Genomic DNA, 25,770 nt, shown 5'->3' on the forward strand with positions numbered 1-25,770 from the left:
CGATTGGAAAAGGGACTCGCCCGGGAGGGCGAAACCGAGACTCGAAGCCCACTCGGCAATGAGCCGAACGAAAAGACTCCAAGCCCCCTCACACCGGATTACCAATCCGGCGTGAGCCCCATTCCCCGGTAATCCGTGAAGAACCAAAGAAAAGCCCGCTGGCGCATGGCGCTCAGCGGGCTTTTCCTGGAACCCGGTGCTGCTTAGAGTTCGGTGTTCGGCGTGCTGGCCGCCACAGCCGAATTGGGCTCGGCGATTTCCACCGGCAGTCCGTCTTCGGCGGCAACCACTTCACGCACCACGTCCCAGTCCAGGCGGATGGTGTTGACCAGCTCTTCACGCTTGAGCAGCGCGTTGATCACCGCGGTGTGCTTGTCCACCACCGACGGGTCGCCATGATCGTCCAGTGGCGCGTGGGCTTCCAGGTAGACCTTGCCGCCACTCACGCCGAACTTGTAGGGCTCGTTCATGATGTGCACCGGGGTACCCACCGGGGCCATGGCCGCCAGCGCCAGCACGTTGTTGTTGAGCATGCGGAAGCAGCCGTGGCTGACGCGCATGCCGATGCCGAACTTCTTGTTCGAGCCGTGTATCAGGTAGCCCGGCACGCCCAGCTTGAACTTGAACGGACCGAGCGGGTTGTCCGGGCCCGGCGGCACCATGGTGGGCAGCGGATCGCCGTCGGCGGCGTGCTCTTCGCGGATGGACTTGGGCGGGTACCAGGCCGGATTGGGAAACTTGGCGGTGATGGTGGTGGCCGCGATGGGCGAACCCCAGCCTTCACGGCCGATACCGAGCGGATAGGTATGCACGACGTTCTGCCCTTTCGGGTAGTAGTACATGCGGTACTCGGCGAGGTTGATCACGATGCCTTCGCGCGGGCCCGGCGGCAGGATATAGCGGGTCGGCAGGATAATCTCGGTGCCGGCACCCGGCAACCAAGGGTCGACGCCGGGGTTGGCGGCGACCATCTCCAGGTAGCCCAGGTCATTGGCGACACCGATATCGGCGAAGGTGTCTTCGTAGTTGGCCTTGATCACCTGGACCTGGCCGACGATGTCTTCGCCGGGCGGCGGCAAGGGCAGCTCCAGGGCTGCGACAGGGCCCGCCACCAGCAGGGATGCTAATGACAGGGAGCGGGCGACGGCTGGAAAGCGCGGCAACATCCGGGAATCCTTGGCAAATTGACTGAATAAAAGACTCGGAATTCTACACCGGCGCGAGCTTTGCCGGGAGCCCTCAGGCTTCCGACCAGACCGAGTGCTGCCCGTGGCGCTGGGACTCCAGGGTGGAGCGGCAGTTGGAGCACAAGCGTCGGTCACGCAAGAGACCTTGCTCCAGATTACTCCAGCGCGGCTGCGCTGGCAGCAGGCCGCCGCACAGGGTCCGGTCGGCGAAGCCCCCCAGTTCGAGCTGGCGCACTACCAGGTGCAGGCGCACTTCGCGGCAAGCGAACAGGTCGAGTTGCTCGTCGGGCTCTATCACTTTGTAGCCAAACAGGGACCAGGCGGTGCGCGGCATGGAGGACTCCAGGGAGGGTGCGCAACATTAGCCGAAAGCGGGCCTTGGGAAAAGCGTCAGAGCATGGGTTCGAGGGTCGGCCAGAGGTTGTCGAGCAGCCGCGGCTGGGCCTTGGCCTGGGGATGGATGCCATCGGATTGCATCATGTCCGGCACGCCTCCCACCCCCTCCAGGAAGAACGGCACCAGTGGCACCTGTTTCTCGGCAGCCAGTGCGCTGTAGACATTCGCGAAAGCCGTGGTGTAGCGGGCACCATAGTTGGGCGGCAGGCGCATGCCGAGCAGGAGCACCGTGGCGCCCTGGCCCCGGGCACTGTCGATCATGCCGGCAAGATTCTGTTGCAATTGCGCAGGGGGCTGGCCACGCAGGCCATCGTTGCCGCCAAGCTCGATGATCACCAGTTCCGGCTTGTGTTCGGCGAGCAGGGCGGGAAGCCTGGCAAGCCCGCCAGCACTGGTGTCGCCGCTGATGGAGGCGTTCACCACCCGCTGCTGGTAGCCCTTCTCGGCAAGGCGTTTTTCCAGCAGCGAGACCCAGCCCTGGCTGGTTTCCAGCCCAAGAGCGGCGCTGATACTATCGCCGACGACCAGCAAGGTCCCCGCCATGGCCTGCTGCGCCAGCAGCATCAGGGACAGGCATCCGCCCAACAACCAGGCACGCATTGGAATCTCCATGAGCGCAAGCATTCTCGATGCGCGGAACCTTAGCAAAGTGGTTCCCAGCGCGGAAGGCGAGCTGACCATCCTTCACGATCTCTCCTTCAGCCTCGCCAAGGGCGACAGCCTGGCCATAGTCGGCAGCTCGGGCTCAGGCAAATCCACCCTCCTCGGCCTGCTCGCCGGCCTCGACCTGCCCAGCAACGGCGACGTGAGCCTGGCCGGCCGCAGCCTGTCCAACCTCGACGAAGACGAGCGCGCACGGGTTCGCGCGGAGCACGTCGGCTTCGTCTTCCAGTCGTTCCAGTTGCTCGACAACCTCAACGCCCTGGAGAACGTCATGCTGCCGCTGGAACTGGAAGGCCATCGGGACGCCCGCGCCCGCGCGCGCCACCTGCTCGACCGGGTCGGCCTGGGCCAGCGTCTCAGCCATTACCCGCGCCAGCTCTCCGGCGGTGAACAGCAGCGCGTGGCCATTGCCCGCGCCTTCGCCGCCGAGCCCGACGTGCTCTTCGCCGACGAGCCCACCGGCAACCTCGACAGCCACACCGGCGAGCGCATCAGCGACCTGCTGTTCCAGCTCAACCAGGAGCGCGGCACCACCCTGGTGCTGGTGACCCACGACGAGCGCCTGGCACACCGCTGCCGACGCCTGATCCGCCTCGAGGGCGGCCGGCTGGTCGACCAGGTGGAGCCCTGATGCGGCGCCTGCACTTCATCCGGCTGCTGTCCATGGCCGCCCGCCAGCTGCTGCGGGATGCCCACGGCGGCGAACTGCGGGTGCTGTTCTTCTCCCTGCTGGTAGCCGTCGCCGCCAGCAGCGCCATCGGCTATTTCAGCGCCCGGCTGAATGCCGCCATGTTGCTGCGCGCCACGGAATTCCTCGGCGCCGACCTGTTGCTCAGCGGCTCCTCCCCGGCCAGCGCCGAACAGGTCGACAGCGGTCTGCGCCTTGGCCTCAAGCATGCCCGTGCGGTGGAGTTCTCCAGCGTGATCGCCGCCGACAGCGGCATCCAGCTGGCCAGCGTCAAGGCCGCCGACGGGGTCTATCCGCTGCGCGGCGAACTCAGGAGCGCAGCACAACCCTATGGCGACGAACAAGCCGGCAGCGGCCCCAAGGCAGGCGAGGCCTGGGCCGAGGCACGCCTGTTCGCCACCCTGGGGCTGAAACCCGGCGACAGCATCGACGTGGGGCAGAAGACCCTGCGCCTCACCCGCGTACTGACCTACGAGCCGGACCGCGCTGGCGACTTCTACAGCCTGACCCCGCGGGTATTGATGAGCCTGGACGACCTGGAGGCCACGGGAGTCGTGCAGCCCGGCAGCCGGGTGCGCTTCCGCGAGCTCTGGAGCGGACCGAACGAAACCCTCAGCCGCTACCGCGCCGCGGTCGAGCCGGGCCTGGCCGCCAACCAGCGCCTGGAAGACGCCCGCCAGGGCAATCGGCAGATCGGCGGCGCGCTGGGCCGCGCCGAACGCTACCTGAACCTGGCCAGCCTTGCCGCGGTGCTGCTCGCCGGCGTCGCCGTGGCCCTCTCCGCCGCACGCTTCGCCGCCCGCCGCTATGACGCCAGCGCCCTGTTGCGCTGCCTTGGCCTGTCCCGCCGCGAAGCCCTGCTGCTCTTCGGCCTGCAACTGGCGCTACTGGGTCTGCTGGCCAGCGCCCTCGGCGCCCTGCTCGGCTGGCTGGCCCAGACGATTCTGTTCCAGCTGCTGGGCGGCTTGCTGCCCGCGGTGATTCCCTCGGGCGGGCTGGTGCCGGCGCTCGCTGGCATCGCCACCGGCCTGCTCGCCCTCGCCGGCTTCGCCCTGCCCCCCCTGGCCGCGCTGGGACGGGTACCGCCGCTGCGGGTGTTGCGCCGCGACCTGCTGCCACTGCCACCCAGCGCCTGGCTGGTGTATGGCGCTGCGCTGCTGGCACTGGGCCTGATCATGTGGCGCCTGAGCCTGGACCTGAAACTGACCCTCGCCCTGCTCGGCGGCGGCCTGATCGCCGCCCTGCTGCTGGGCGGCCTCCTGCTATCCGGCCTCAAGGCACTGCGCCGGCTCCTTGCCGGCGCCACACTGCCCTGGCGCCTGGGCCTCGGCCAACTGCTGCGCCACCCCCTGGCGGCGGCCGGGCAATCCCTGGCGTTCGGCCTGATCCTCCTGGCCATGGCGCTGATCGCCCTGCTCCGGGGCGAGCTGCTGGACACCTGGCAGAACCAGCTGCCGGACAACGCGCCTAACCATTTCGCCCTGAATGTACTGCCCGCCGAAAAGGACGCCTTCGCCAGCCGCCTGGCCAGTCTTTCGCCCCATCCCACGCCGCTGTACCCGGTGGTGCCCGGCCGCCTCACCACCATCAACGGCGAGGCAGTGCGGCAACTGGTGAGCAAGGACTCCCAGGGCGAACGCGCCGTGCAGCGCGACCTCAGCCTGACCTGGTCGGCCCAGCTGCCAAATGACAACCGCCTGGTGGCTGGCCACTGGTGGAGCGACCTGCCGAAATCCGGGCTGCCCGGTGTCTCGGTGGAATCCAAGCTCGCCGAAAGCCTCGGCCTCAAGCTGGGCGACAAGCTCGGCTTCAGTGTCGGCGGCCTGCAGCGCGACGCCCAGGTGACCAGCCTGCGTGAGGTGGACTGGGATAGCTTCCAGCCGAACTTCTACATGATCTTCGCCCCGGACACCCTGGCCGACCTGCCCGTCACCTACCTCACCAGCTTCTACCTGCCGCCGCGCCACGACCGGGAGCTGGTGGAACTGTCCCGCGCCTTCCCGGCAGTCACGCTGCTGCAGGTCGAAGCGATCCTGGCGCAGCTGCGCAGCATCCTCGCCCAGGTCACCCTGGCGGTGGAGTTCGTCCTGCTGTTCGTGCTCGCCGCCGGACTGGCTGTGCTCTTCGCCGGGCTCCAGTCCACCCTCGACGAACGCATCCGCCAGGGCGCGCTGCTCCGCGCCCTGGGCGCAGAACGCCGGCTGTTGCTGAGCGCCCGTCGTGCCGAATTCGCCCTGCTCGGTGCCTGCAGCGGCCTGCTCGCCGCCCTCGGCTGCGAGCTGGTCAGCGCCCTGCTCTACCGCTTCGCCTTCGACCTGCACTGGCAGCCCCATCCCTGGCTGCTGCTGTTGCCGCTGGTGGGCGCCCTGCTGGTGGGCGGCGCCGGGTTGATAGGCACCCGTCGCGCGCTCAACGCCAGCCCGCTGACGGTCCTGCGCGAAGCTTGATAGGCTTGGCCTCCCCAACTTCCACAGGACCGTCATGAGCCGCTATCGCCCGCCCCGTACCGCCGGAACCCCCTTGATCACCCCGGAGGGCGAAGCTCGCCTGCGCGCCGAACTCCACGAGCTGTGGCACGTACGCCGGCCCAAGGTTACTCAGGCGGTGAGCGAAGCGGCCGCCCAGGGCGACCGTTCGGAGAACGCCGAGTACACCTACGGCAAGAAGATGCTGCGGGAAATCGACAGCCGCGTGCGCTTCCTCACCAAGCGGCTGGAGAATCTCAAGGTGGTGCGCGAGCGCCCGGCCGATCCCGGCAAGGTCTACTTCGGTGCCTGGGTGACCCTGGAAGACGAAGACGGCGAGCAGGCCCGCTACCGCATAGTCGGGCCGGACGAATTCGACCTGAAGCAGAACCTGATCAGCATCGACTCTCCTCTGGCCCGCGCCCTGGTGGGCAAGGCGCTGGACGCCGAGGTGCGGGTGAACGCCCCCACCGGGGAGAAGACCTGGTATGTCGTCGAGATCGACTATCCGTAGATCGCCAGCCTGCGACCGAGAGTCAGCGCAGGGTGATCAACCCCTGCCGGGCGACCCGCACCAATTCACCGACCACTGCCGGCAGTTCCTCGGCAGAGGGCGCCTGGATCACCGCCATATCGAAGCTGTCCCTGGCGAACCGGGCCAGCGACTCGCCATCGCGGACGAACTGGATGAGGAAGTTGCGCGGACGGTCCCAGCGTTTGGGCCAGCCTTCGAGGTAACGCAGGAGTGTCGGCTGGTGGGAGCCGCCGAGCAGGATTCGCGGATTGCGCAGAACCAGGCCGCTGGTGATCGGGGCCAGGCGTAGCGGGGGTTGGGGACAGGTCATGGTGTCGTGTCTCCGCCTCATGGGGGTCCCGCTGGGCAGCGGTGAGAGGCGACACCGAACCAGCGTTTTAGCGGTATTTCGAGGTCCTTGAAGACCTCCGCGCCCCGCAAGTAGCTGACTAAATCGGCGCATGGGGCGACATCCTAGAGAAGCCCGCGCAATACTGTCAAGGCGACCCCCACGCCCTGCGAGGCTCCCCATGAGCACTCCGCCGCTGCGCCTGTTCTTCGCCATCCCCTGCTGCCCGCAACTGGCCCGCGACATCGCCGAATGGCGCGCCCAGCATCCTCTCGACGGCAAGCCGGTGGCGCCCGAAAACCTGCACATGACCATCGCCTTCCTCGGTTCCCAGCCTCGTGGACAAGTGGAAGCGCTGGAGGCGCTGGCCAACGGCCTCGAGCGCGTCGGCTTCACCCTGCAGCTGGATCGCCTGGAGCGCTGGAAGAACGGCCTACTGCACCTGGCGCCAAGCAAGGTGCCGCAAGCCCTGTGCGACTTCGAGCGCGACCTGCGCGAACGGCTGCTGGCCTCCGGCTACGAGCTGGAAAGCCGCCCGTTCAAGCCGCACCTGACCCTGGCTCGGCACTGTCCGAGACTGCCCGCCGCGCCGACCCCAACCTTCGATTGGCCAGTCACCGAATTCACCCTTTTCGCCTCGGAAAACACCATCAAGGGCACCCGATATCGGGCGCTCGGGCAGTGGCCATTGCGGCCTCCGGCCCCATCCTGACGTTTCGCCGCGTAACAGGGAACTGGCGGGCATCTTTCAGTGAACGTGTGTAAACATCTGCGAAAAGCCCAGTCCAGAGCGCTTATCCCCAATGTGCCGAAAATGGCATGGTTCCTGCCCTCCGCCCTGCTTGTAGTGCACGCCCAGGACGGGCGTGGCCAAGCGACGGAATGCAGCCAGGCCCTCCTACGCACAACAGACGAGAGCGCACATGAAGAAAAACAAGACCCTGATCGCCGCCCTCTGCCTTGCTTCCGGGCTCGCCGCCTCCGGGCAGGCCCAGGCCCTCTGGTTCGGCTCCAGTGGCTATACCCAGACCCGCTACCCGATCGTACTCACCCACGGCATGCTCGGTTTCGACAGCATCCTCGGCGTCGACTACTGGTACGGCATCCCCTCGGCCCTGCGTCAGGACGGCGCGCGCGTCTACGTCACCGAGGTCAGCCAGCTGAACACCACCGAAGCCCGTGGCGAGGAGCTGCTGGAGCAGGTGGAAGAGATAGTCGCCATCAGCGGCAGCCCCAAGGTCAACCTGATCGGCCATAGCCATGGCGGTCCGACCATCCGCTACGTGGCCGCCGTGCGCCCGGACCTGGTCGCCTCCGCCACCAGCGTCGGGGCCCCGCACAAGGGCTCGGCCACCGCCGACTTCATTCGCCAGGTGCCGCCGGGTTCCGCCGGAGAAGTCGTGCTGGCCGGCATCGTCAACGGCCTTGGTGCCCTGATCAACTTCCTTTCCGGCAGCAGCAGCGAACTGGAGCAGAACGCGCTCGGAACCCTGGAGTCCCTCAATAGCCAGGGTGCCGCGGCCTTCAATGAGCGCTTCCCCCAGGGCCTGCCCACCACCAGTTGCGGTGAGGGCGCCTACCAGGTCAATGGCGTGCGCTACTACTCCTGGAGCGGCACCAGCCCGCTGACCAACGTGCTGGATATCAGCGATGCTTTCCTGGGCGCCAGCTCCCTCCCCTTCAACGGCGAAGCCAATGACGGCCTGGTGGGACGCTGCAGCTCGCACCTGGGCAAGGTCATCCGCGACGACTACCGGATGAACCACCTGGATGAGGTCAACCAGACCCTTGGCCTGACCAGCCTGTTCGAAACCGACCCGGTAACCGTCTATCGTCAACAGGCCAACCGGCTGAAGAACGACGGGCTCTGAGCCCTGCCCGCGGGGCCTCGGTGCCCCGCTCCCCTCACGCCTGCCGAGCGCCCCAGTGAAACGATTCCTGCTGCTTCTGCCCATCGCCTTCGCCGCCGCCCTCGCGATCCTCCTGCAGTCAGGGGGCAAGCCGGCGCCGGCGGCCACGACCAGCGCTACGCCGATCCCGGCAAGCACTGCGCTCGCTCCGGTCGCCGCCGACAGGCTTCTCGTCCCGGCCGGCCACAAACCCCAAGCCGCCAAGCCAGGATTCCTGCCCAGCTCATTGGCGGGAACCCGGGTGGATGGCAGCTTCCACCTGGACGCGGCCGGCAACCTGCTGGTCAGCATGGATATCCGGCGCATCTTCGACTACTTCCTCAGCGCCCATGGCGAGGAGCCCCTGGCCAGCAGCGTGCAGCGCCTGCGCGGCTATATCACCGAGCAACTCGATGCGCCGGCCGAAAACCAGGCCCTGACCCTGCTCGACCAATATCTCGACTACAAGCGCCAACTGGTGCAACTCGAGCGGGACCTGCCGCTTCTCGCCGACCTACCCGCCCTGCGCCAGCGCGAAGCCGCGGTACAGGCGTTGCGGGCACGGATCTTCAGTACCGAAGTCCATCAGGCCTTCTTCGCCAACGAAGAAGCCTACAACGCCTTTACCCTGCAGCGCCTGGCCATCCAGCGCGACTCCACCCTGGACCCGGCCGCAAAAGCCGCTGCCATCGACCAGTTGCGCAGCACCCTGCCGGAGGAACTGCAAACGGCAGTCGCAAGCCAGCTCCAGGCCGAACTCAGGGCCCAGGTGAGCGCGCTGCAGGCTTCAGGCGCCGGCCCCGAGCAGATCCGCCAGTTGCGCCAGCAACTGGTGGGCGCCGAAGCCACGACTCGACTGGAAAACCTGGACCAGCAACGCCTGCAATGGCAGCAAAGGCTGCAGGTCTACCTCAGGGAAAAGGCCCGGATCGAGGCCAACCAGGGCCTCAGCGCCAGCGACAAGGCGGCGACCATCAGCCGTCTGCAAGAGGAAGGGTTCAACCCACAGGAACGCTTGCGCCTGCAGGCCGCCGCCGAGCTGGCAGCCGCGCGCAAGCAAAAGCCCTGAAACGCAAAAAGGCCCGCCGAAGCGGGCCTTTCGGGCAACAGGGCATCAGCTGGCGATATTGCGGTCCAGCGAGAGCTTGCCGGCGCCTTCGATCAGCAGGGTGGCGCTGATCAGTGCAAGGGTCATCGAATATTCGATGCCATTGGCCTGGATGAAGAAGCCGTTGGCCCAGTGCACGCTGAACACCGCCACCACCATGGCCACGGTCAAGGCCGCCGCGGCCGGGCGCACAAGCAGGCCTATCACCAGAGCCAGGCCACCGAAGAACTCGGCGCTGCCAGCCATCAGGGCCATGAGGTAACCGGGGGCCAGACCGATGCTTTCCATCCACTGGCCGGTACCCGCCAGGCCATAGCCGCCGAACATGCCGAAGAGTTTCTGCGAGCCGTGGGCCATGAAGGTCAGGCCGGTGATGATCCGCAGCAGGGTAATTCCGTAGCCGGCGTTGGTGGCGAGAACGAATTTGATCGGGTTGCTCATCGAGGTGTTCCTTGTATTGGGGGAGTCGATAAGCAAAAGTTTAGTTGATATTTTCGATATTAAAACCGCAAAATCCTCAGCAAAATAATCTACAAAATCGATTATTTGCGCGCCTTACCCGGCTTTTTCGAGGGCTCCAGTAGATAACGCTCGCGATCGAATGCCAGGTAGTACTTGTTCACGCTGCTGACGTAACTCACCACCCCCATCCCGGCCTGTTCGGCGGCGATGCGCTCCACCTGGAAGAACCACTGGTTGGGATCGAGGCCGCGGCGCCGGGCCTCGGCGCGCATGCCCTGGACCCGCTGCGGACCGAGGTTGTAGGCCGCAAGGACAAAGGCCATGCGCTCGCGCTCGTTGAGCTGGGCGCTGGAGAAGAAGCTGCGGCGCAGCATGGCCAGGTATTTGGCCGAGGCCTGCACATTGTTGTCGAGCTTCTGGATATTCCCTACCCCGACGCTGCGTGCCGCGCCGGGGGTGATCTGCATCAGTCCGGTGGCGCCGCTGGCGCCCCTGGCCGTGGGGTTGAGGTTGGACTCCTTGTAGGCCAGCGCGGCCAGGCTCAACCAGTCGAAGCGATGTTGCTCGGCATAGCGCTGCAGCACCGGACGGACCCGCTCCAGGCGTTGGCGCTCCCGGCGCGCCAGCGGGTTGTGCACCTTGTAAAGGCGGCGGTAGACCCGCTGGAAGGCGGCATCCTGGTCATCCGGCGCCCGGTAACCGGCAATGAAACGGTCGACGCTGGCCCGCAGCATGGGCGCGTCGCGCCGCACGAACCAGGTCATGTCGCCCTGGCGATCCAGCACCAGGTGCCGGTCCAGGCGCAGTTTGGGCATCACCTTGGACCAGCGCTCGGCAATCGGTTGCTCCACCGCCGTCAACGGGTAGATGCCGGCCTGGACCATCTCCAGCACATCTTCCACCGCCAGGGACGGATCGGCCCATTCGATGACGATGGGCGCCAATTTGCGCGCAGCCAGCTTCTCGTTGACCTGACGCAGCGCCTCACCGGCGGCACTGCCCACCGGCAACGCGATGCTGCGGCCGGAGAGCTGCTCCAGGCGCAGGTAGCGTCGCTGCCCGTGGCGGCTGACCAGGAGCAGCGGCACGTCATTGCGCAGGGGGGCGCTGGCGCTGACATTTCCTCCGCCCTGGCTGACCAGTTCGCCAGGCGCCACCAGGTCGCCTTCGCCGCGCTGCAACGCGACCAGCAACTGGTCCTTGGCCTTGGGAACTATCTTCAGCCTGATTTCACGCCCGTCGCGGGCATTGCGGTTGAGGTACTGCTCGAAGGCACGGATCCGGTGGTACTCGACCCCGACCGACTCTCCCTTGATCTCCCCAGAACTGTTGCGGCTCTGGTTCACCAGCACCTTGAGCACGCCGCTACGGCGGATCTGCGCCAGGTCGCGGGCTTCCGCCGGCCGCTGCCAGGCTTCCGGCGGAGCCGCCAGGCGCGCGCGGGCCGAATACGGCAGCAGCGCCAGCAGGCAGAGCAGGAACAGCAGCGGTCGCGTCATCGGTTCTCCAGGAACTGGCCGGGCGTCAGCGCAGGCATGAAACTGCCGCGCCGCGAAGCCTTGGCTGGCGAGCGAGGGGCACGGAGAGTGTCACAGCTGCGCACGTGATGCCAGTCAAAGCGCGGTATCGACTTCAACATGTGCCGCCAAGTTCCTGTAATTATTGGTTTTATTGAATTATTTCGAGCTTTGATATGCTGCCCTGCTCCAACTCGAGGTAGCACCATGCAATTCATCGACATCGGCGTCAATCTGACTCACCCCAGCCTCGCCGCCGAGCCGCGCGCGCTGCTGGAGCGCGCCTATGCTGCAGGCGTCTGCCAACTGGTGCTGACCGGAACCAGCCTGGAAGACAGCGAAAAGGCCCTGCTGGCGGCCGAACAGTTGGACGAAACCGGCCAGCGCCTGTTCAGCACCGCCGGCGTCCACCCCCACGAAGCGAGCGGCTGGAACAGCGACAGCCAGCGTCAACTGCGTGACCTGTTGGGAGAAGCGCGGGTGCGCGCCGTGGGCGAATGCGGCCTGGACTTCAACCGTGATTTCTCGCCGCGACCGCAGCAGGAAAAGGCCCTGGAAGATCAGTTGGCCCTGGCGGCCGAACTGGGCAAGCCGGTGTTCCTCCACGAGCGCGACGCCGACGAACGCCTGCTGGCCATCGTGCGGGAGTTCCGCGACCGGCTGCCCGCCGCAGTCGTGCACTGCTTCACCGGCGAGAAACGCGCGCTCTACGGCTATCTGGACCTCGACCTGCACATCGGCATCACCGGGTGGATCTGCGACGAGCGCCGCGGCACCCACCTGCACGCTCTGGTGCGCGACATTCCGCGCGGCCGGCTGATGCTGGAAAGCGACGCGCCCTACCTGCTGCCGCGCAGCCTCAAGCCGAAGCCCAAGCACGGTCGCAACGAACCGGCCTTCCTCACCGAAGTGCTGCGGGAAGTCGCCCTGCACCGTGGAGAAAGCCAGGAAGACCTGGCCCGGCACAGCAGCGCCAGCGCCCGCGCCTTCTTCGGTCTGCCGGCCATCGACTGAGCCGGGCAACCCAGCGCCCCCTTGATTCGGATCAAGTTCTGCCGGAAATTGCCGTCAGAAAATACTGGCACCTTGCCAATACCGATCGAGCACACAAGAAGAACATCATGGGCACCTGGATTCGCGATGTCTCACTGAAGTACAAGTTCTGGGCCGTCAACGCGGTGGCCTTCTTCACCACCCTCCTGCTGGTCCTGCACGCGCTTTATCTGGAGCAGCAGGGGCGCGCCGAAGGCGCCCGCAGCGCCGCCGAGGCCCAGGCGCAGTTGCTCCGCCTCTGGCCCGCCGACCAGCCCCTGCCCCCCTCACTGAAAATCATTGCCCTCGACGATGGCGGCGCGGCGCAATTGCCCGGCGGACAGGCCCTGGCGAAGGCCAGTGGCTGGGTGGACCTGGCCCACGACAGCCTGTTCGGCAGCGACCCGCTGATCGGCGCCCAGGTGCTCGACCGTGGCAACGGTGAGCGCGTCGCCATGCTGGCCAGCAGCCCGAGCCTGATCCAGCTGCTTGGCGAGCGCGCCTTCGAGTACGCGGTTTCGGTGTTCCTGCTGATGGTCGCCCTGCTGGCGGCCTCGCAGCTGCTGATCCGCTTCCTGCTCAGCCACCTCAACACCCTCAAGGACGTGATGCTCCACGTCGAACGCAGCGGCGACCTCTCCGCCCGCGTGCCGCTGGACAGCCGCGACGAAGTGGGCCAGATGGCCAGCGCCTTCAACGCCATGCAGGGCGGCTACCAGCGTGTGGTCGGCACAGTGGCCCAGGCCGTCGCCCGCCTCGACGAAGGCGCCGCCCGGCTCGCCGGCAGCATGGGCGAAGTGCGCCAGGGCATGCTCGGCCAGCAGAGCGAAACCGACCAGGCCGCCACCGCCATCAACGAGATGTCGGCCACCGTCCACCACATCGCCCAGCACGCCGCGGATACCCGCGACCAGTCGCAGAACGCCGACAAGCTGGCCGGTGCCGGGCAGTTGGTGGTGGAGCGCGTCGAGCAGTCCATCGCCGGGCTCTCCTCCGGCGTGCAGCAGACCGCCGAGATGATCCAGCGCCTGGCCGAGGACAGCCGGAAGATCAGCGGCGTGGTCAACGTCATCCACGGCATTGCCGAGCAGACCAACCTGCTGGCGCTCAACGCCGCCATCGAGGCTGCCCGTGCCGGCGAGATGGGCCGGGGCTTCGCCGTGGTGGCGGACGAAGTCCGCAATCTGGCCAGGCGGGTACAGGACTCCACCGACGAGATCACCAACATGATCAACGCGCTCCAGTCCGGCACCCGTGATGCGGTGGAGTTCATGCGGGAAAGCTCGCTCAAGGCCGACGACTGCGTGCAGGCGGCCCATGAGGCCGGCGCGGCCCTCGCAGCCATCACCGGCGCGGTGGCGCAGATGCGCGAGAGCAATACCCAGATCGCCGTGGCCGCCGAGCAACAGAGCCAGGTGGCCGAAGAGATGACCCGCGCCGTGGTCGGGATTCGCGATGTCACCGAACTGACCGTCAGCCAGACGGTGGAGTCCGCCGCCACCAGCAGCGAACTGGCGGGCCTGGCCAGCGAGCTGTCCCAGGCCATCCGCCAGCTCAGGCTGCGCGCCTAGCAGGCTATCCGCTCGATAGGGACATCCCATTCGCCGGCCCGCAAGGGCCGGACTAGACTGCGGCCATACCCTGAAGGAGCTGACCATGGGCAAACGACTTCCCAACCTGCACGCCTGGCAATGGCGTACCTACGCCGACAATCACCAGCACCCGACCAACCTGATCCTGCACGTGGTCGCCGTACCACTGTTCATCGTGGCGGCGTTGACCCTGGTCTACGGCCTGTTCAGCCTCAGCTTCCGGCCACTGGTCCTGGGGGTGATCGGCATAGTCGCCTCCCTGGCCCTGCAGGGCCGCGGCCACAAGCTCGAAGCCGTGCAACCGGAACCCTTCAGCGACCCCAAGGACGCCATCGGCCGGCTGCTGGTGGAGCAGTTCATCACCTTCCCGCGCTTCCTGCTCAGCGGCCGCTGGTGGCGCAACTGGCGCAAGAAGCGTTGAGGGTATTCATCCTATGTGGGCGCAGTCCGTAGATGGGTCGGGCGGCGTTCCGCGAGCTTGCGATACCCATCGACCATTGCTGATGGGTATCGCTCCGCTCAACCACATCCTACGAACAGCTTCTCGATCCGCGGCCCGGATCAGCCGAACACCACCACCGTCTGCCGGCTCAAGGCCACCAGTTCGCCGGTGGGCGTCCACAGGGCCGCCGCGGCATGGCCGTAACCGTCACGGGCGTGCTCGATGCGCGCGCGGTACTTGCACCAGTCATGGGTATCCAGCTGCGCCAGCGGCTGGACGAATTCGATGGTCCAGGTCAGCGTGCTGCCCGGCGCGGGCGCAGGCAGGTGCGGCACGGTTGCCGGTGGCCAGGCGTCCACCAGGGCCAGCAGATGGGCCTCGGTCAGCGGCTCCCGCGCCACCGCGCCACGGAAGCGCACCCAGCCGCCCATGTCGCGCTCGCGGCTATTGGAGAACGGCAGGCCACCGATGCTCCAGCGCATGGCCAGGTGGCGGGTGAATTCCGGGGTCACGCCCTGGATGAAGGGCAACTCAAAGCAGTCCTCGGGCGCCTTCATTTCCGGTGCGGGTTCGGCCTGCATCTGCACGACCGACTGACGCGAGCCACCGAAGCTGCCCTGCACCAGTGCCACCGTCTGCCCCTTCTGCACCACCCGGCAGAATACCTGGCTCACCGCCTTGCCCTCGCGCAGCAGCTCGGCCTCGAAGCTGGCCGGCACTTCCGGCTCCAGTGGCCCGACGAAGGTGGTTGCCAGGGACCGCACCGGCCTGCCCGGCTCCACCTTGGCACGCATGGCCTCGAAGGCCAGCGCCGCCACCACACCGCCGAACACCGCTCGCCCCTGGCCCCAGGTAGACGGCACCGCCAGTTCAGTGGGGTTGCTGCGTGCCGCCTGGATCATCTCGGAAAAGTTCATCTGGATTCCCTGTAGTCAAACGCTCAGCCGGCGATCTTAGGATATTGCCCCGGCCACTCGAAAGCCGCAGGGCAGCACTGCAGCGCCAAGGCGGAGGGGAGAACGGCCAAGCCGGCATTCAGGACAGGCGTCGCAGCAACTTCTCCAGCACCCGGTCCGAGCGCACCTCGGCGGCGTGCAGCGCCACTTGCCAGCCGCGCACGCGCGGGCGCAGGTCCACTTCGTGCTTGGCGCGCGCCAGCCACTGGAAGTTGTCGTGCCATTTGCCCAGGGCCGATTGCGCCCCCACCAGCAAGAGCAGGGCCTTGGGCGGCAGTTCGATGAAGCCCGGGTAGGCTTCCAGGCTGTAACGCATGCGTTTGATCAGCAGGCGCAGGCGATGACGATCATGGGCCGGATCGCGCAGCGCCTGTTCCAGGCTGCTGCGGTTCTTTGCCAGGGACTTGTCGACTCGTTGGCGCAGCCCCTTCAACAGCCCTTCGCGGTGGGACACCCGCATCAGGTGCGGCCAGGCCTCCAGCACCTGGAACAGTCGCAGCAGCTCCGGCGCCAGGAGGAACCGGGCATAGCCGAGGTGTCGCGCCTTTTCGCGATCCACAGTCAGGCGATCCAGGCCGTGGCTGCGCAATTCGATGATCAGCACTTCCAGATCGCGCAGCGGCCCGCTCAGGGTGGCCAGGTCGGCGGCGGCCTGCCTCAGCACGTCCGCCACGGGCATACCGCGCAGTGGCCGCAGCAGGCTGCGCAGGCGCCGCGTCGCTACCCGCAGGTCATGCAGGGCCTCGTCATCGGTACCGGCGTCCAGACGTTCGACGCAGGCGTGCAGGCGCACTTCGAGACCAATGACCTGAGCGATCAGGTCGTCCAGCAATCTGGCCATCTTCAGACTCTCCAGACATCAGGGGACGTGGGCGGCGTTATTCAAGCATGGATCATCAATGCAGGGCCCGCAGGTGCCAAGGCAATGCCTTGCGCAAGGCGCGCAGCGGACCGGCGGCGTCGACCGTCTGCTGGCCGGCGTAACGACTGGCCTCGAAGGCGATCAGGAAGGCGCGGATTTGCGCCGCCTGTTGCGGCAGCTCGCGACAGGCGCGCTCGGCGAAGGCGCGCGGCCCTTCGCCTCGGCCGCGTAGCAGGCCATGGCGCGCCAGCAAGCGTTCGAAGGCCTGGAACTGGCGCAGCTGGGGATCGCGCTCGCGCCGCCAGGGCGCGAACAGGAAGAGTGCCAGGACGGCGAGCAGCACTGCGCCGGCCGCCACCAGGCCGACGCCGAGCAACCGGCTGTCGATCGCACCGAACCAGCGCCGCACCAGCTGCACCTGTACCTCGCCCTGATAGCCGAGCACCCAGCGCTGCCAACCGTAGTTGAGTTCGTCCCAGGCCAGCCGCATCTGGTTCAACCAGGCCAACTGGCGGAAGCGCAGGGGCGACAGCGGCGAACCCTCGAGGAAGCTCCGTTCACTGGCCAGGGCATCTTCCAGGCCGCGCTCGATACGGTTGGGCGCCACCTGGAAAGTGGGGTCGACACTGACCCAGCCTCGCCCCGGGCGCCAATACTCTACCCAGGCATGGGCGTCGAACTGGTGCACCAGCAGGTAGTTGCCGGCCGGATTCAGCTCGCCGCCCTGGTAGCCGGCCACCACCCGCGCCGGAATACCGGCTGCGCGCAGCACGAAGGTCATCGCCCCGGCGTAGTGAGCGCAAAAGCCACGGCGTGTATCGAAGAGAAAGGCATCGATATTGTCCGCGCCCAGGGGCGGCGGCCGCAGGGTGTAGACGTAGGGCTGGCGATTGAAGTGTTGCAACACTGCGTCTACCAGTTGCTGCGGGGCGGCATGGCGATGCTTGAGCTCATTCGCCCAGGCGCGGGTGCGCGGGTCGCCCTCAGGGGGCAGCTGCAGGGCACGGCGCAGCGACTCAGGATTGCCCTGGGGTTCGCGCAACGCCTGGGGCCAGGAGGTGACCTGGTAGAGCAGCGGGCGGTTGATGTCGCCGCGCCGGTCCAGGCGGAAGTCGGCCATGGGCCGCACGCCCTCCTCGCTCGTCTCGGCCACGTCCAGGGCGAAGAGCCAGGACTTGCCGCTGGGCTGCATGACGATGCTGTAGCGCAGCGGCTCGCCCTCCTTGCGCCAGTCCGCCGGCGGGCTCTGCTGGGTGCCAATGGACTGCGACCAGCGGCGACCGTCGAAGCGCTCCAGGGTCAGGGCGCGCCAGTAGAGCTGGCTCGCGGGCGGCATCGGGCCGTCGAAACTGGCGCGGAAAGCCAGTTCACCGGAGCGGCTGAGTTCGGCGATATCCGCCGGGCTCATGCTGTCGGACAGGCCGGTCACGCCCTTGTCATTGGGCAACGGCAGCGACCAGAGCGGTCCCAGCCGCGGAAAGAACAGGAACAGCAGCAGCATCAGCGGCACCGCTTGCAGCAGCAGACTGCCGGCGGCCTTCAGCGGCACCAGCGGGCGCTCGGCGAAGCGGCTCTGCTGCAACCCCACCAGGGCCGCGAGCAGCGCGCAGAGGGGCAGCAGGCTGTAGAGGGCGGCGAGCATGCCATCGCTGAACAGGTAGGCGGTGACCTGGGTGAAGAAGCCCAACAGGATCAGCACCAGGGCGTCGCGCTGGCTGCGCATCTCCACCAGCTTGAGGATGAATATCGCCACCAGCAGCACCACGGCGGCATCCAGGCCCACCAGGCTGCCGCGGGAGAGGAACACCCCCAGGGCGGTGGCCAGGATCAGTGCCGCCTTGACCAGGCCGCCGGGATACCGCGCGCGCATGCGGAAGATCTGGATGCGCCAGCCGGCGCAGCCCAGCCACATGGCGATGATCCACAGCGGCAGATGCGGCAGGTGCGGCAGTATCACCAGCACCTGGGCCACCAGCAGCCAGGTCAGGCCAATCCGGGTGATCGGCAGGCCGCTCTTCATCGCGGCTCCCCGAACAGCGCCAGGGCACGCAGGCAACCCTCACGGTGGGCGTCGCCGGTATCCGGCCCCAGCTGCTGGGCACCCAGGCGCAGGCCGAAGGGCTGGCCTCGGGAGGTAAACTGCAGTACCCAATGGCACAGCAGACCCAGGCGCTGCTCCAGATCGCCATCCAGTTGCTCCAGATCGAGCCAGATGTCACGCCCGGCCAGTGCGGCGAAATCCTTGACGAACAAGCCCTGGCCCCGGGAATAGGCCTTCCAGTGCAGGCGCCGGCGTGAATCCCCCGGCTGGTAGGCGCGCAGCCCCTGGTAGTCGTCGGCCCCGGGACCGAGTACATGCCGGCCTTCGTCACCGTCGTCCTCGCCATGCCCGGCCAGCAGCGGCAGGTCCCCCGCCCGCGGGCGCGGATAGACCAGCAGAGCCTGGTCCAGGTCGACCCAGCTCCAGGCCACCAGCAAGCCAAGGGGATAGCGGCTCTCCACGCGCAAGCGCCTGGGTCGCAGCCAGCCACGGCGCTGGGTGGGCAGGTGGAGCTCGACCGAACAGGCACCATCGGCCGGCACGTCCAGCAGTTGCAGGGCCTGCGGCGGCCAGCCCAGGGCGACGGCCTGGTGCCCGCGCCTGCCACTTTCCAATGTGACGTGGAAATGCGCCTGCTCGCCGAGGAACACCGGCGCGCCGCCTGCCGCCTTCAGGTTCAATCCGGACAGGTTGCGGAAGGTGTGCAGGATGGCCACCAGGAACACCGACAGCAGCAGAAACGTCAGCGCGTAGGCCAGGCTGTTCTGGTAGTTGATGGCCACCAGCAGCATGGGCACCAGCGCCACGCCGAAGGCGACACCGGCGCGGGTCGGCAGGATGAAGATCCGCCGCTGGTCGAGGCGCACCTGGCTGGCCGGCGGAATGCGCCTGGCTAGCCAGCGGTCGACCTGGACCTCCAGCATCAGAGCGCCGGCACTTCGCGCAGCAGCCACTGCACCAGCGCCCCGCCGCCATGGCCGGACGGGTCGGCGCGCTCGCGCAAGCGGTGGCCGACTACCGAAGGCAGCACGGCCTGGACGTCCTCCGGGATCACGTAGTCGCGACCGGCCAACAGGGCCCAGGCGCGAGCGGCCGAGAGCAATGCCAGGCTGGCACGCGGTGACAGGCCCCAGGCGAACTGCGGCTGGCTGCGCGTGGCGTCCACCAGGCGCAGCACGTAGTCCACCAGGGCATCCCTGGCGACCACCTTGGGCACCTCGGCCTGGATCAGGCCGAGTTCAGCGTGGCTGAAGACAGGCTCCAGGCGCGGCAGCAGCTCGCGACGCGCCTCGCCCTGGAGTAGCGCCTTCTCTGCGGCCCGCGCCGGATAGCCGAGGGACAGGCGCATGAGGAAGCGATCCAGCTGGGACTCGGGCAGCGCGAAGGTGCCGCCCTGGCTGACCGGGTTCTGGGTGGCGATGACGAAGAAGGGCTCGGGCAGCGGGCGAGTCGCGCCTTCGATGGTCACCTGGCCCTCTTCCATGGCTTCCAGCAGCGCGCTCTGGCTCTTGGGCGTGGCGCGGTTGATCTCGTCGGCCAGCACCAGCTCGGCGAATACCGGGCCGGGGTGGAAGACGAACTGGCTGCTGTTCTTGTCGAACACCGAGGTGCCGAGAATGTCCCCAGGCAATAGGTCGGAGGTGAACTGGATGCGCTGGAAGCTCAGGCCCAGCACCTTGGCCAGGGCATGGCCGAGGGTGGTCTTGCCCATACCGGGCAGGTCTTCGATCAGCAGGTGCCCGCGGGCCAGCAGGCAAGTCACGGCCAGGCGTACCTGCGCTTCCTTGCCCAGCAATACCTGGTTCACGGCGTGCAGGCAGGCATCCAGTTTGGTTCGCATTCGTCGCTCCCTGTGCAATGCGCCGATGCTACTGGCCGGCCGGGCAATGGCATAGCGCCCGGCAAACTTTACTTATGAAAACTGTGGGACAGGTCCTAGGGCGGAGAAATCGTAGGACTGCTCCGCGCGGTAAAGAGGTGCCGCGGCCCTACAACCGGAAATGCCCCGCCATCCCCTGCAGTTCCTGCCCCAGGCGGGCCAGCTGGATACTCGACGAGGCGGTCTCGTCCATGGCCGTGGCCGACTGGTCGGCGATGTCGCGGATATTGGTGACGCTGCGGTTGATCTCCTCGGCCACCGCGCTCTGCTGCTCGGCCGCCGCGGCGATCTGCTGGTTCATCTGGTGGATCAGAGTCACGGCTTCGGCGATGCCGGCCAGGGCTTCTTCCGTCTGGTTGGCGTCCTGCACCGTCATGTCCACCAGGCTGCCGCTTTGCTGCATGTGCTCCACCGAGCTGCGCACGCCTTCGCGCAGGGTCGCGATCAGCCGCTCGATCTCGGCCGTGGACTGCTGGGTCCGCCTGGCAAGCGCCCGAACTTCATCGGCCACCACCGCGAAGCCACGCCCCTGCTCGCCGGCGCGGGCCGCTTCGATGGCGGCATTGAGTGCCAGCAGATTGGTCTGCTCGGCCACATTCTTGATCACGTCCAGCACGGTGCCGATGCTCTGGGTGTCCTGGCTGAGGCGCTGGATGCTGCTGGTGGCCTCCGCCATGGCATGGGCCAGTTGGTTGACCCTTTCGAGCGTCTGGCGTACCACCTGGCCGCCGGTGCCCACGCGCCGGTCCGCGGACTCGGTGGAGGCCGCGGCGGCCTCGGCATTGCGCGCCACCTCCTGGACGGTGGCGGCCATCTGGCTCATGGCGGTGGCCACCTGATCGGTTTCCTCCTTCTGGCCGTTCACGCCGATGCGGGTCTGCTCGGTGATGCTGGACAGCGCCTGGGCCGAGGCGGAAATCTGCGCCACCCCGCCCTGCAGGCGGCCGACCATGTCCCGCAGATTGCCGGACATGCCCTGCATGGCCTCCATCAGCTGGCCGATCTCGTCGCGGCGCTGCACCTCGATGCTGGCGCTGAGGTCACCCTCGGCGATCTGCCGCGCCAGGCCGATCACCCGGCGTAGGGGCCGGACAATCAGCAGGCTGATCAGCGCGGTTGCGGCGAGGCCGATAAGCAGGGCCAGGGCCGCTGCCAGCAATATCAGCAATGAGCTGGCGTCCTGCTGGGCACGCATGTCGGCCTTCTGCAACTCGTAGGCCCGCTCCACCGCCCGCACCACGCGCTCGGCTGCGGCGGCCAGATGCGCGTACTCCTGGCGCTGCTGCTCCAGGATGGCGGTGTATTCCTTGAGGCGCTCGTTGAAGGAGTCGACGTTGCCGATCACCTCGGTGAGCACGGCAGCGTAGCCGGGGTCCTGCATGGCATCGCGCAGCTCGGCGGCAAGCCTCTGCGCCTCCTGGGCTTCCTGGATCTGCGGCGTGCCCGCCTCATTGGCGCTGCGACTCTGCTCGAGGCGCAGGCCGGCCTGGTTCAGGGCCTGCAGGAGCAGTTGGTAGACACGGCCGATCTGTCCGCCCTGGGTCACCAGGTCAGCACCCTCGGCACCCTGGGAGCTCTTCAGCAGGTCAACGCCATCTTCGTTCAGGCCGCTCTGCAGTACGTCGAGGCTGTTGGATGCGCTCACCACCAACCAGTTGGCCGCCTCCAGGGCGAGGCGCTGGTTATCGCTGAGCTCCGCATAGCGGTCGAAGGCGCCACGATACTCGGCCATGGCTTGGGTGACCTCACCCAGGGCCTCGCGGCCGGGTGCGGACAACTGCGCGGCCAGGGTCTCGCTGCGCACGACTATGGCCTCGGCCTGCTGGCGCAACGCTTCGGCCCGCTTGGCATCGGCGGTGAGGGCATAGTCCTTTTCCGTGTGCCGGATCATCAGCACATCGCTGCTGATGGCGCGCATTTCCTCCAGCAGGCTGGCCCGGGCGTCCACCGCGCGCAGTGCGGTGAAGCCGGTCGACGCCACCACCAGGGTCAGCGCCAGCACGGTGCCAAAACCCAGCATCAACTTGCTGGCCGTGCCCAGGCTGGCAAGGCTACGTTGCAAGACAGTCCACATGCTCCAACCTCCCCACAAGGCGACAACCGCATGGACGCGATCCGCTTCCCGGAAGGCCGAACATTGGAACAGCCCAATACTGGCGACAAGCCATATTCCTGCCACCTCCCCCGCCCATGCTGTTTTTGGCTAACTGGAGGTCGCTTTGGGATGCTTTCCATCTTTCCTACAGGAGCCCAGGAACTGACCCAGGCCAATAACGGAGTCGTCTGAAGGAACTAGGCTTGCCCGAGGATTCGCCATGGAGGACGACATGAGCGCCCCATCCCCCACTCACTGGCATGCCGAGACCGTCGAGACCAGCCTGCAGCAGCTGGACAGCGGCCCTGCCGGCCTGGATACGGAGGAAGCCGAACGCCGCCTGGCCAGCTTTGGCCCCAATTGCCTGCCGGAACGGCCCAGCGCCGGGCCGCTGAAGCGCTTCCTGCTGCAATTCCACAATCTGCTGATCTATGTGTTGCTGGCTTCAACCTTGGTCACCCTGGTCCTGGGCGAATGGCTCGACTCCGCAGTGATCTTCGGTGTGGTGCTGATCAACGCCGTGGTCGGCTTCATCCAGGAAGGCAAGGCCGAACACGCCATGCGCGCGATCCAGAAGCTGCTCACCCTGGACAGCCGGGTCAAGCGCGAAGGCGAGGTGCGTCAGGTGCCGGCCGAGGAGCTGGTGCCGGGCGACCTGGTGCTGCTGGAGGCCGGCGACCGGGTGCCGGCGGACCTGCGCCTGCTGGAGACCCGCAACCTGCGTATCGAAGAAGCGGCGCTCACCGGCGAATCCGTGCCCACCGACAAGGGCAGCCAACCCGTCCCCCAGGACGCCAGCCTGGGCGACCGCCACAGCATGGCCTACTCCGGCACCCTGGTGAGCGCGGGCAGCGGCGTCGGCCTGGTGGTCGCCACCGCCGGCGAGACCGAACTCGGACGCATCAGCCACCTGCTAGGCACGGTGGAGCAATTGCAGACGCCATTGCTGGCGGACATGGCGCGCTTCGCCCGCCAGCTCACCCTGATCATCCTGGTGCTGGCGGTGGCCACCTTCGCCTTTGGCATCCTGCTGCGCGGCTACAGCGCCGAAGACATGCTGATGGCCGCCGTGGGCCTGGCCGTGGCCGCCATTCCCGAAGGCCTGCCGGCGGTACTGACCATCATCCTGGCCCTGGGCGTGCAACGCATGGCCCGTCGCCGATCCATCATCCGTCGGCTGCCGGCGGTGGAAAGCCTCGGCGCAGTGACCGTGGTCTGCTCGGACAAGACCGGCACCCTGACCCGCAACGAAATGACCGTGCAGCGCATCTACACCGCCGCCCGCCGCTTCGAAGTGGCAGGCGTGGGCTATGCCCCGCAGGGCGATGTGACGCCCACCGGCGACCTGGCCCATGACCTCCATGAACTGGCTCGCGCCGGCCTGCTGGCCAACAGCGCCAGCCTGTGCGAGGTGGACAGCCAGTGGTGCATCACCGGCGACCCCACCGAAGCGGCCCTGCTCACCCTGGCCGGCAAGCTGCAGCTGGATGCCGAGGACGAATCCGCCCGCCTGCCACGGGTGGACGCCATTCCCTTCAGCTCCGAACGCCGCTACCTGGCCAGCCTGCACCGGGATGCCGATGGCAGCGGCATCATCTACCTGGTGGGCGCGCCGGAACGCTTGCTCGAAGTCTGCGACCAGCAATGGCGCGATGGCGCAGTCGAGCCGCTGGACCCGCGGGTCTGGGACGAGGTGCTGGGCGAAGGCGCAGCGACTGGCCTGCGGATGATCGGCCTGGCCCGGCGCGCGGCCGGGGAGCACCAGCATGAACTGGATCATGCCGACCTCGACAGCGGCTTCATTCTCCTCGGCCTGGTGGGCATGCTCGACCCGCCACGGGAAGAAGCCATCCTCGCCATCGAGGAATGCCACAGCGCCGGCATCCACGTGAAGATGATCACCGGCGACCACGCCGCCACTGCCGCCGCCATTGCCGAGCGCCTCGGCCTGCCGGGCGGCAACCCGCTGACCGGCGCCGACCTGGATGACCTCAGCGACGCCGAACTGGACGCCCGGCTGAAAGAAACCAGCGTGTTCGCCCGCACCAGCCCGAGCCACAAGCTGCGCCTGGTGGAGCGCCTGCAGGCCATAGGCGAACGGGTGGCAATGACCGGCGACGGGGTCAACGACTCTCCCGCCCTCAAGCGCGCCGACATCGGCATCGCCATGGGCATCAAGGGGACCGAGGCGGCCAAGGAGGCGGCGCAGATGGTCCTGGCCGACGACAACTTCGCCACCATTGCCCACGCGGTGGAAGAAGGCCGCACCGTCTACGACAACCTGAAAAAATCCATCCTTTTCATCCTGCCCACCAATGGCGCCCAGGCCTTCGTCCTGCTGACCGCTATCCTGCTCGGCCTGACGCTACCCATCACCCCGCTGCAAATCCTCTGGGTGAACATGATCACCGCCGTCACCCTCGCCCTGGCGCTGGCTTTCGAGCCCGCCGAGGACGACCTCATGCAGCGCCCGCCCAGGGACCCGAAGGCGCCGCTGCTGTCGGCCGAACTGCTGTGGCTGATCCTGCTGGTATCGGTGCTGCTGACTCTGGCCAGCCTCGGGCTGTTCATCCATGCCCAGAAACTCGGCTGGAGCATGGAAGCCAGCCGCACCCTGGCGGTGAACGCCCTGGTATTCGGCGAGATCGGCTACCTCTTCAGCAGCCGGCGCCTGAACGGCCCGGCGCGCTTCAGCCTGCGTGACAACCCCATGGTCTGGGGCATGGTCGGCCTGATGGTACTGCTGCAGTTGGGCTTCACCTACGTGCCGGCATTCCAGGCGCTGTTTGGCACCAGCGGGCTGGGCCTGGCGGGCTGGACCTGGTGCCTGGGCACGGCAGTGGTCACCTGCGCGGTCGTCGAATTAGACAAGAAGCTGCGCCGCCACTTCGCCGGAGAGGAGCGTCGCTAGTCGGCCCCCTCCTCCGGCCAGGGAAATGGTGCGGCTCAGCCAGGCCGCGCCATGTTGAAGGTTTCGCAGGTCCGTGCGTAGGCACTGCCGCCCAGGCGCCCCACCAGGTCCAGGCGCTGCGGATCCACCCGCCCGGCTTCGGTCAGCACCTCGTCGTCGATATGCGCCAGCAGCACCTCGGCGAACACCAGGTGGCAATTGGGATTGGCGCGGGGATAGGGCTGCACTTCCACCAATCGGCACTCGAAGGCCACGGGAACGCCCCGGACCCTCGGTGCCTTCACCCGCAGCGAAGGCTCGCAGGCGATGCCACAGTTCTCGAATTCGCTGACGCCATGGGGCAACCAGGCCGCGCTGGCATTCATCGCCTCGGCCTGGCCGAAGGACACCAGCTGGATCACCAGCTCGCCGGTCTCCTGCACATTGCGCAGGGTGTCTTTCAACTCGCCACCATCGCGGGTAGTGATGTTCACCATCAGGGTCGGCGGATCGTCGCTGATCACCTGGAAAAAACTGAAAGGTGCCAGGTTGCTGACCCCGTCCTTCGACAGGGTAGACACCCAGGCGATGGGACGCGGCGTAACGGTAGAGGCCAGCCAGCGGTAGGCATCCAGCGGGGCTAGCTGGGTGAAATCGAGCTGCATCGAAAGACTCCGGCGGGACGAAAATGGCGATTATGCCTTGGCGAGGGGCGGTCGGGGCGGGCAATGCCGCTTCCTGAT

Annotated in this window: 23 protein-coding genes; 10 read left to right on the plus strand and 13 right to left on the minus strand. The window is 67.3% G+C overall.

Translation table 11 applies throughout. The features are described from left to right. Window positions 1-203: 203 nt before the first annotated feature. The 3 genes from E8F11_RS09780 to E8F11_RS09790 all read right to left on the minus strand — a co-directional run bounded on the left by E8F11_RS09780 (window position 204) and on the right by E8F11_RS09790 (window position 2,183). A complete protein-coding gene (locus tag E8F11_RS09780; protein WP_280288646.1) occupies window positions 204-1,166 on the minus strand; it encodes a L,D-transpeptidase family protein in 963 nt (320 codons plus the stop codon). 73 nt (window positions 1,167-1,239) lie between these two features. Beyond that, the gene (locus tag E8F11_RS09785; protein ID WP_280288647.1) at window positions 1,240-1,521 is read right to left on the minus strand and encodes a hypothetical protein; all 282 of its coding nucleotides are present in this window, start codon (window positions 1,519-1,521) and stop codon (window positions 1,240-1,242) included. 56 nt (window positions 1,522-1,577) lie between these two features. Further along, window positions 1,578-2,183: an arylesterase gene (locus E8F11_RS09790; RefSeq protein WP_280288648.1), complete on the minus strand. Its 606-nt coding sequence runs from the start codon at window positions 2,181-2,183 to the stop codon at window positions 1,578-1,580. A gap of 10 nt (window positions 2,184-2,193) precedes the next feature. Here E8F11_RS09790 and E8F11_RS09795 point away from each other — a divergent pair, with 10 nt between their 5' ends. From E8F11_RS09795 to greB, 3 genes are read left to right on the plus strand one after another with little or no spacing between them, the layout of a single operon-like run. Continuing rightward, the gene (locus tag E8F11_RS09795) at window positions 2,194-2,877 is read left to right on the plus strand and encodes an ABC transporter ATP-binding protein (RefSeq protein WP_280288649.1); all 684 of its coding nucleotides are present in this window, start codon (window positions 2,194-2,196) and stop codon (window positions 2,875-2,877) included. Next, window positions 2,877-5,381, plus strand: coding sequence for an FtsX-like permease family protein (locus E8F11_RS09800; protein WP_280288650.1), 2,505 nt, complete (start codon window positions 2,877-2,879; stop codon window positions 5,379-5,381). Before E8F11_RS09795 ends, E8F11_RS09800 begins: the two co-directional genes overlap by 1 nt. 34 nt (window positions 5,382-5,415) lie before the next feature. After that, window positions 5,416-5,913, plus strand: coding sequence for a transcription elongation factor GreB (gene greB, locus E8F11_RS09805; RefSeq protein WP_280288651.1), 498 nt, complete (start codon window positions 5,416-5,418; stop codon window positions 5,911-5,913). Window positions 5,914-5,935: 22 nt separating this feature from the next. On the opposite strand, the gene E8F11_RS09810 is transcribed toward greB, so the two are convergent. Beyond that, window positions 5,936-6,244 (minus strand): class I SAM-dependent methyltransferase, encoded by a 309-nt coding sequence (locus tag E8F11_RS09810; RefSeq protein ID WP_280288652.1) that lies wholly within the window; start codon window positions 6,242-6,244, stop codon window positions 5,936-5,938. Between the two features lie 199 nt (window positions 6,245-6,443). Between E8F11_RS09810 and thpR the strand changes: the two genes are divergently transcribed. The 3 genes from thpR (at window position 6,444) to E8F11_RS09825 (ending at window position 9,220) form a co-directional block, all read left to right on the plus strand. Continuing rightward, a complete protein-coding gene (thpR, locus tag E8F11_RS09815; RefSeq protein ID WP_280288653.1) occupies window positions 6,444-6,974 on the plus strand; it encodes an RNA 2',3'-cyclic phosphodiesterase in 531 nt (176 codons plus the stop codon). A 211-nt stretch (window positions 6,975-7,185) separates the two neighbouring features. Beyond that, complete coding sequence (locus E8F11_RS09820) at window positions 7,186-8,133, plus strand: triacylglycerol lipase (protein ID WP_280288654.1); 948 nt, start codon at window positions 7,186-7,188, stop codon at window positions 8,131-8,133. A gap of 55 nt (window positions 8,134-8,188) precedes the next feature. Next, window positions 8,189-9,220 (plus strand): lipase secretion chaperone, encoded by a 1,032-nt coding sequence (locus E8F11_RS09825; RefSeq protein WP_280288655.1) that lies wholly within the window; start codon window positions 8,189-8,191, stop codon window positions 9,218-9,220. 45 nt (window positions 9,221-9,265) lie between these two features. On the opposite strand, the gene E8F11_RS09830 is transcribed toward E8F11_RS09825, so the two are convergent. Together E8F11_RS09830 and E8F11_RS09835 are read right to left on the minus strand one after the other, a co-directional pair. Continuing rightward, window positions 9,266-9,700: a DoxX family protein gene (locus E8F11_RS09830; RefSeq protein ID WP_280288656.1), complete on the minus strand. Its 435-nt coding sequence runs from the start codon at window positions 9,698-9,700 to the stop codon at window positions 9,266-9,268. A gap of 101 nt (window positions 9,701-9,801) precedes the next feature. Then, complete coding sequence (locus E8F11_RS09835; protein WP_280288657.1) at window positions 9,802-11,220, minus strand: transglycosylase SLT domain-containing protein; 1,419 nt, start codon at window positions 11,218-11,220, stop codon at window positions 9,802-9,804. Window positions 11,221-11,445: 225 nt separating this feature from the next. Here E8F11_RS09835 and E8F11_RS09840 point away from each other — a divergent pair, with 225 nt between their 5' ends. From E8F11_RS09840 to E8F11_RS09850, 3 genes are all read left to right on the plus strand, one after another. Further along, a complete protein-coding gene (locus tag E8F11_RS09840) occupies window positions 11,446-12,252 on the plus strand; it encodes a TatD family hydrolase (RefSeq protein WP_280288658.1) in 807 nt (268 codons plus the stop codon). Window positions 12,253-12,359: 107 nt separating this feature from the next. Then, complete coding sequence (locus E8F11_RS09845) at window positions 12,360-13,841, plus strand: methyl-accepting chemotaxis protein (RefSeq protein WP_280288659.1); 1,482 nt, start codon at window positions 12,360-12,362, stop codon at window positions 13,839-13,841. Between the two features lie 85 nt (window positions 13,842-13,926). Beyond that, on the plus strand, window positions 13,927-14,283 hold the full coding sequence (locus tag E8F11_RS09850) for an Mpo1-like protein (protein ID WP_280288660.1): 357 nt from the start codon (window positions 13,927-13,929) through the stop codon (window positions 14,281-14,283). Between the two features lie 140 nt (window positions 14,284-14,423). Here E8F11_RS09850 and E8F11_RS09855 read toward each other — a convergent pair whose 3' ends face one another. The 6 genes from E8F11_RS09855 to E8F11_RS09880 form a co-directional block, all read right to left on the minus strand. Continuing rightward, complete coding sequence (locus tag E8F11_RS09855; protein WP_280288661.1) at window positions 14,424-15,221, minus strand: thioesterase family protein; 798 nt, start codon at window positions 15,219-15,221, stop codon at window positions 14,424-14,426. A gap of 118 nt (window positions 15,222-15,339) precedes the next feature. Next, window positions 15,340-16,101 carry a CHAD domain-containing protein gene (locus E8F11_RS09860; RefSeq protein ID WP_280288662.1) on the minus strand — a complete coding sequence of 254 codons (762 nt, stop codon included), beginning with the start codon at window positions 16,099-16,101 and terminating at the stop codon, window positions 15,340-15,342. Between the two features lie 55 nt (window positions 16,102-16,156). After that, on the minus strand, window positions 16,157-18,142 hold the full coding sequence (locus E8F11_RS09865) for a DUF3488 and transglutaminase-like domain-containing protein (protein ID WP_280288663.1): 1,986 nt from the start codon (window positions 18,140-18,142) through the stop codon (window positions 16,157-16,159). Beyond that, window positions 18,139-19,086 carry a DUF58 domain-containing protein gene (locus E8F11_RS09870; protein WP_280288664.1) on the minus strand — a complete coding sequence of 316 codons (948 nt, stop codon included), beginning with the start codon at window positions 19,084-19,086 and terminating at the stop codon, window positions 18,139-18,141. Before E8F11_RS09870 ends, E8F11_RS09865 begins: the two co-directional genes overlap by 4 nt. After that, on the minus strand, window positions 19,086-20,003 hold the full coding sequence (locus E8F11_RS09875) for a MoxR family ATPase (RefSeq protein ID WP_280288665.1): 918 nt from the start codon (window positions 20,001-20,003) through the stop codon (window positions 19,086-19,088). Before E8F11_RS09875 ends, E8F11_RS09870 begins: the two co-directional genes overlap by 1 nt. Window positions 20,004-20,151: 148 nt before the next feature. Then, window positions 20,152-22,116: a methyl-accepting chemotaxis protein gene (locus tag E8F11_RS09880; protein ID WP_280288666.1), complete on the minus strand. Its 1,965-nt coding sequence runs from the start codon at window positions 22,114-22,116 to the stop codon at window positions 20,152-20,154. Window positions 22,117-22,369: 253 nt separating this feature from the next. Between E8F11_RS09880 and E8F11_RS09885 the strand changes: the two genes are divergently transcribed. After that, window positions 22,370-25,048, plus strand: a complete 2,679-nt coding sequence (locus E8F11_RS09885; protein ID WP_280288667.1) for a cation-transporting P-type ATPase — start codon at window positions 22,370-22,372, stop codon at window positions 25,046-25,048. Between the two features lie 35 nt (window positions 25,049-25,083). Here E8F11_RS09885 and E8F11_RS09890 read toward each other — a convergent pair whose 3' ends face one another. Then, complete coding sequence (locus E8F11_RS09890; RefSeq protein WP_280288668.1) at window positions 25,084-25,692, minus strand: flavin reductase family protein; 609 nt, start codon at window positions 25,690-25,692, stop codon at window positions 25,084-25,086. Window positions 25,693-25,770: the final 78 nt, after the last annotated feature.

It is taken from the genome of Pseudomonas sp. BN417, from assembly GCF_029871205.1.
GTDB lineage: Bacteria > Pseudomonadota > Gammaproteobacteria > Pseudomonadales > Pseudomonadaceae > Metapseudomonas.

What these genes read in the sequence shown, in the direction of transcription:
- E8F11_RS09780 (WP_280288646.1), bottom strand. Translation starts at nt 1,166, where the DNA reads ATGTTGCCGCGCTTTCCAGCCGTCGCCCGCTCCCTGTCATTAGCATCC.
- E8F11_RS09785 (WP_280288647.1), bottom strand. Translation starts at nt 1,521, where the DNA reads ATGCCGCGCACCGCCTGGTCCCTGTTTGGCTACAAAGTGATAGAGCCC.
- E8F11_RS09790 (WP_280288648.1), bottom strand. Translation starts at nt 2,183, where the DNA reads ATGCGTGCCTGGTTGTTGGGCGGATGCCTGTCCCTGATGCTGCTGGCG.
- E8F11_RS09795 (WP_280288649.1), top strand. Translation starts at nt 2,194, where the DNA reads ATGAGCGCAAGCATTCTCGATGCGCGGAACCTTAGCAAAGTGGTTCCC.
- E8F11_RS09800 (WP_280288650.1), top strand. Translation starts at nt 2,877, where the DNA reads ATGCGGCGCCTGCACTTCATCCGGCTGCTGTCCATGGCCGCCCGCCAG.
- greB (WP_280288651.1), top strand. Translation starts at nt 5,416, where the DNA reads ATGAGCCGCTATCGCCCGCCCCGTACCGCCGGAACCCCCTTGATCACC.
- E8F11_RS09810 (WP_280288652.1), bottom strand. Translation starts at nt 6,244, where the DNA reads ATGACCTGTCCCCAACCCCCGCTACGCCTGGCCCCGATCACCAGCGGC.
- thpR (WP_280288653.1), top strand. Translation starts at nt 6,444, where the DNA reads ATGAGCACTCCGCCGCTGCGCCTGTTCTTCGCCATCCCCTGCTGCCCG.
- E8F11_RS09820 (WP_280288654.1), top strand. Translation starts at nt 7,186, where the DNA reads ATGAAGAAAAACAAGACCCTGATCGCCGCCCTCTGCCTTGCTTCCGGG.
- E8F11_RS09830 (WP_280288656.1), bottom strand. Translation starts at nt 9,700, where the DNA reads ATGAGCAACCCGATCAAATTCGTTCTCGCCACCAACGCCGGCTACGGA.
- E8F11_RS09835 (WP_280288657.1), bottom strand. Translation starts at nt 11,220, where the DNA reads ATGACGCGACCGCTGCTGTTCCTGCTCTGCCTGCTGGCGCTGCTGCCG.
- E8F11_RS09840 (WP_280288658.1), top strand. Translation starts at nt 11,446, where the DNA reads ATGCAATTCATCGACATCGGCGTCAATCTGACTCACCCCAGCCTCGCC.
- E8F11_RS09845 (WP_280288659.1), top strand. Translation starts at nt 12,360, where the DNA reads ATGGGCACCTGGATTCGCGATGTCTCACTGAAGTACAAGTTCTGGGCC.
- E8F11_RS09850 (WP_280288660.1), top strand. Translation starts at nt 13,927, where the DNA reads ATGGGCAAACGACTTCCCAACCTGCACGCCTGGCAATGGCGTACCTAC.
- E8F11_RS09855 (WP_280288661.1), bottom strand. Translation starts at nt 15,221, where the DNA reads ATGAACTTTTCCGAGATGATCCAGGCGGCACGCAGCAACCCCACTGAA.
- E8F11_RS09860 (WP_280288662.1), bottom strand. Translation starts at nt 16,101, where the DNA reads ATGGCCAGATTGCTGGACGACCTGATCGCTCAGGTCATTGGTCTCGAA.
- E8F11_RS09865 (WP_280288663.1), bottom strand. Translation starts at nt 18,142, where the DNA reads ATGAAGAGCGGCCTGCCGATCACCCGGATTGGCCTGACCTGGCTGCTG.
- E8F11_RS09870 (WP_280288664.1), bottom strand. Translation starts at nt 19,086, where the DNA reads ATGCTGGAGGTCCAGGTCGACCGCTGGCTAGCCAGGCGCATTCCGCCG.
- E8F11_RS09875 (WP_280288665.1), bottom strand. Translation starts at nt 20,003, where the DNA reads ATGCGAACCAAACTGGATGCCTGCCTGCACGCCGTGAACCAGGTATTG.
- E8F11_RS09880 (WP_280288666.1), bottom strand. Translation starts at nt 22,116, where the DNA reads ATGTGGACTGTCTTGCAACGTAGCCTTGCCAGCCTGGGCACGGCCAGC.
- E8F11_RS09885 (WP_280288667.1), top strand. Translation starts at nt 22,370, where the DNA reads ATGAGCGCCCCATCCCCCACTCACTGGCATGCCGAGACCGTCGAGACC.
- E8F11_RS09890 (WP_280288668.1), bottom strand. Translation starts at nt 25,692, where the DNA reads ATGCAGCTCGATTTCACCCAGCTAGCCCCGCTGGATGCCTACCGCTGG.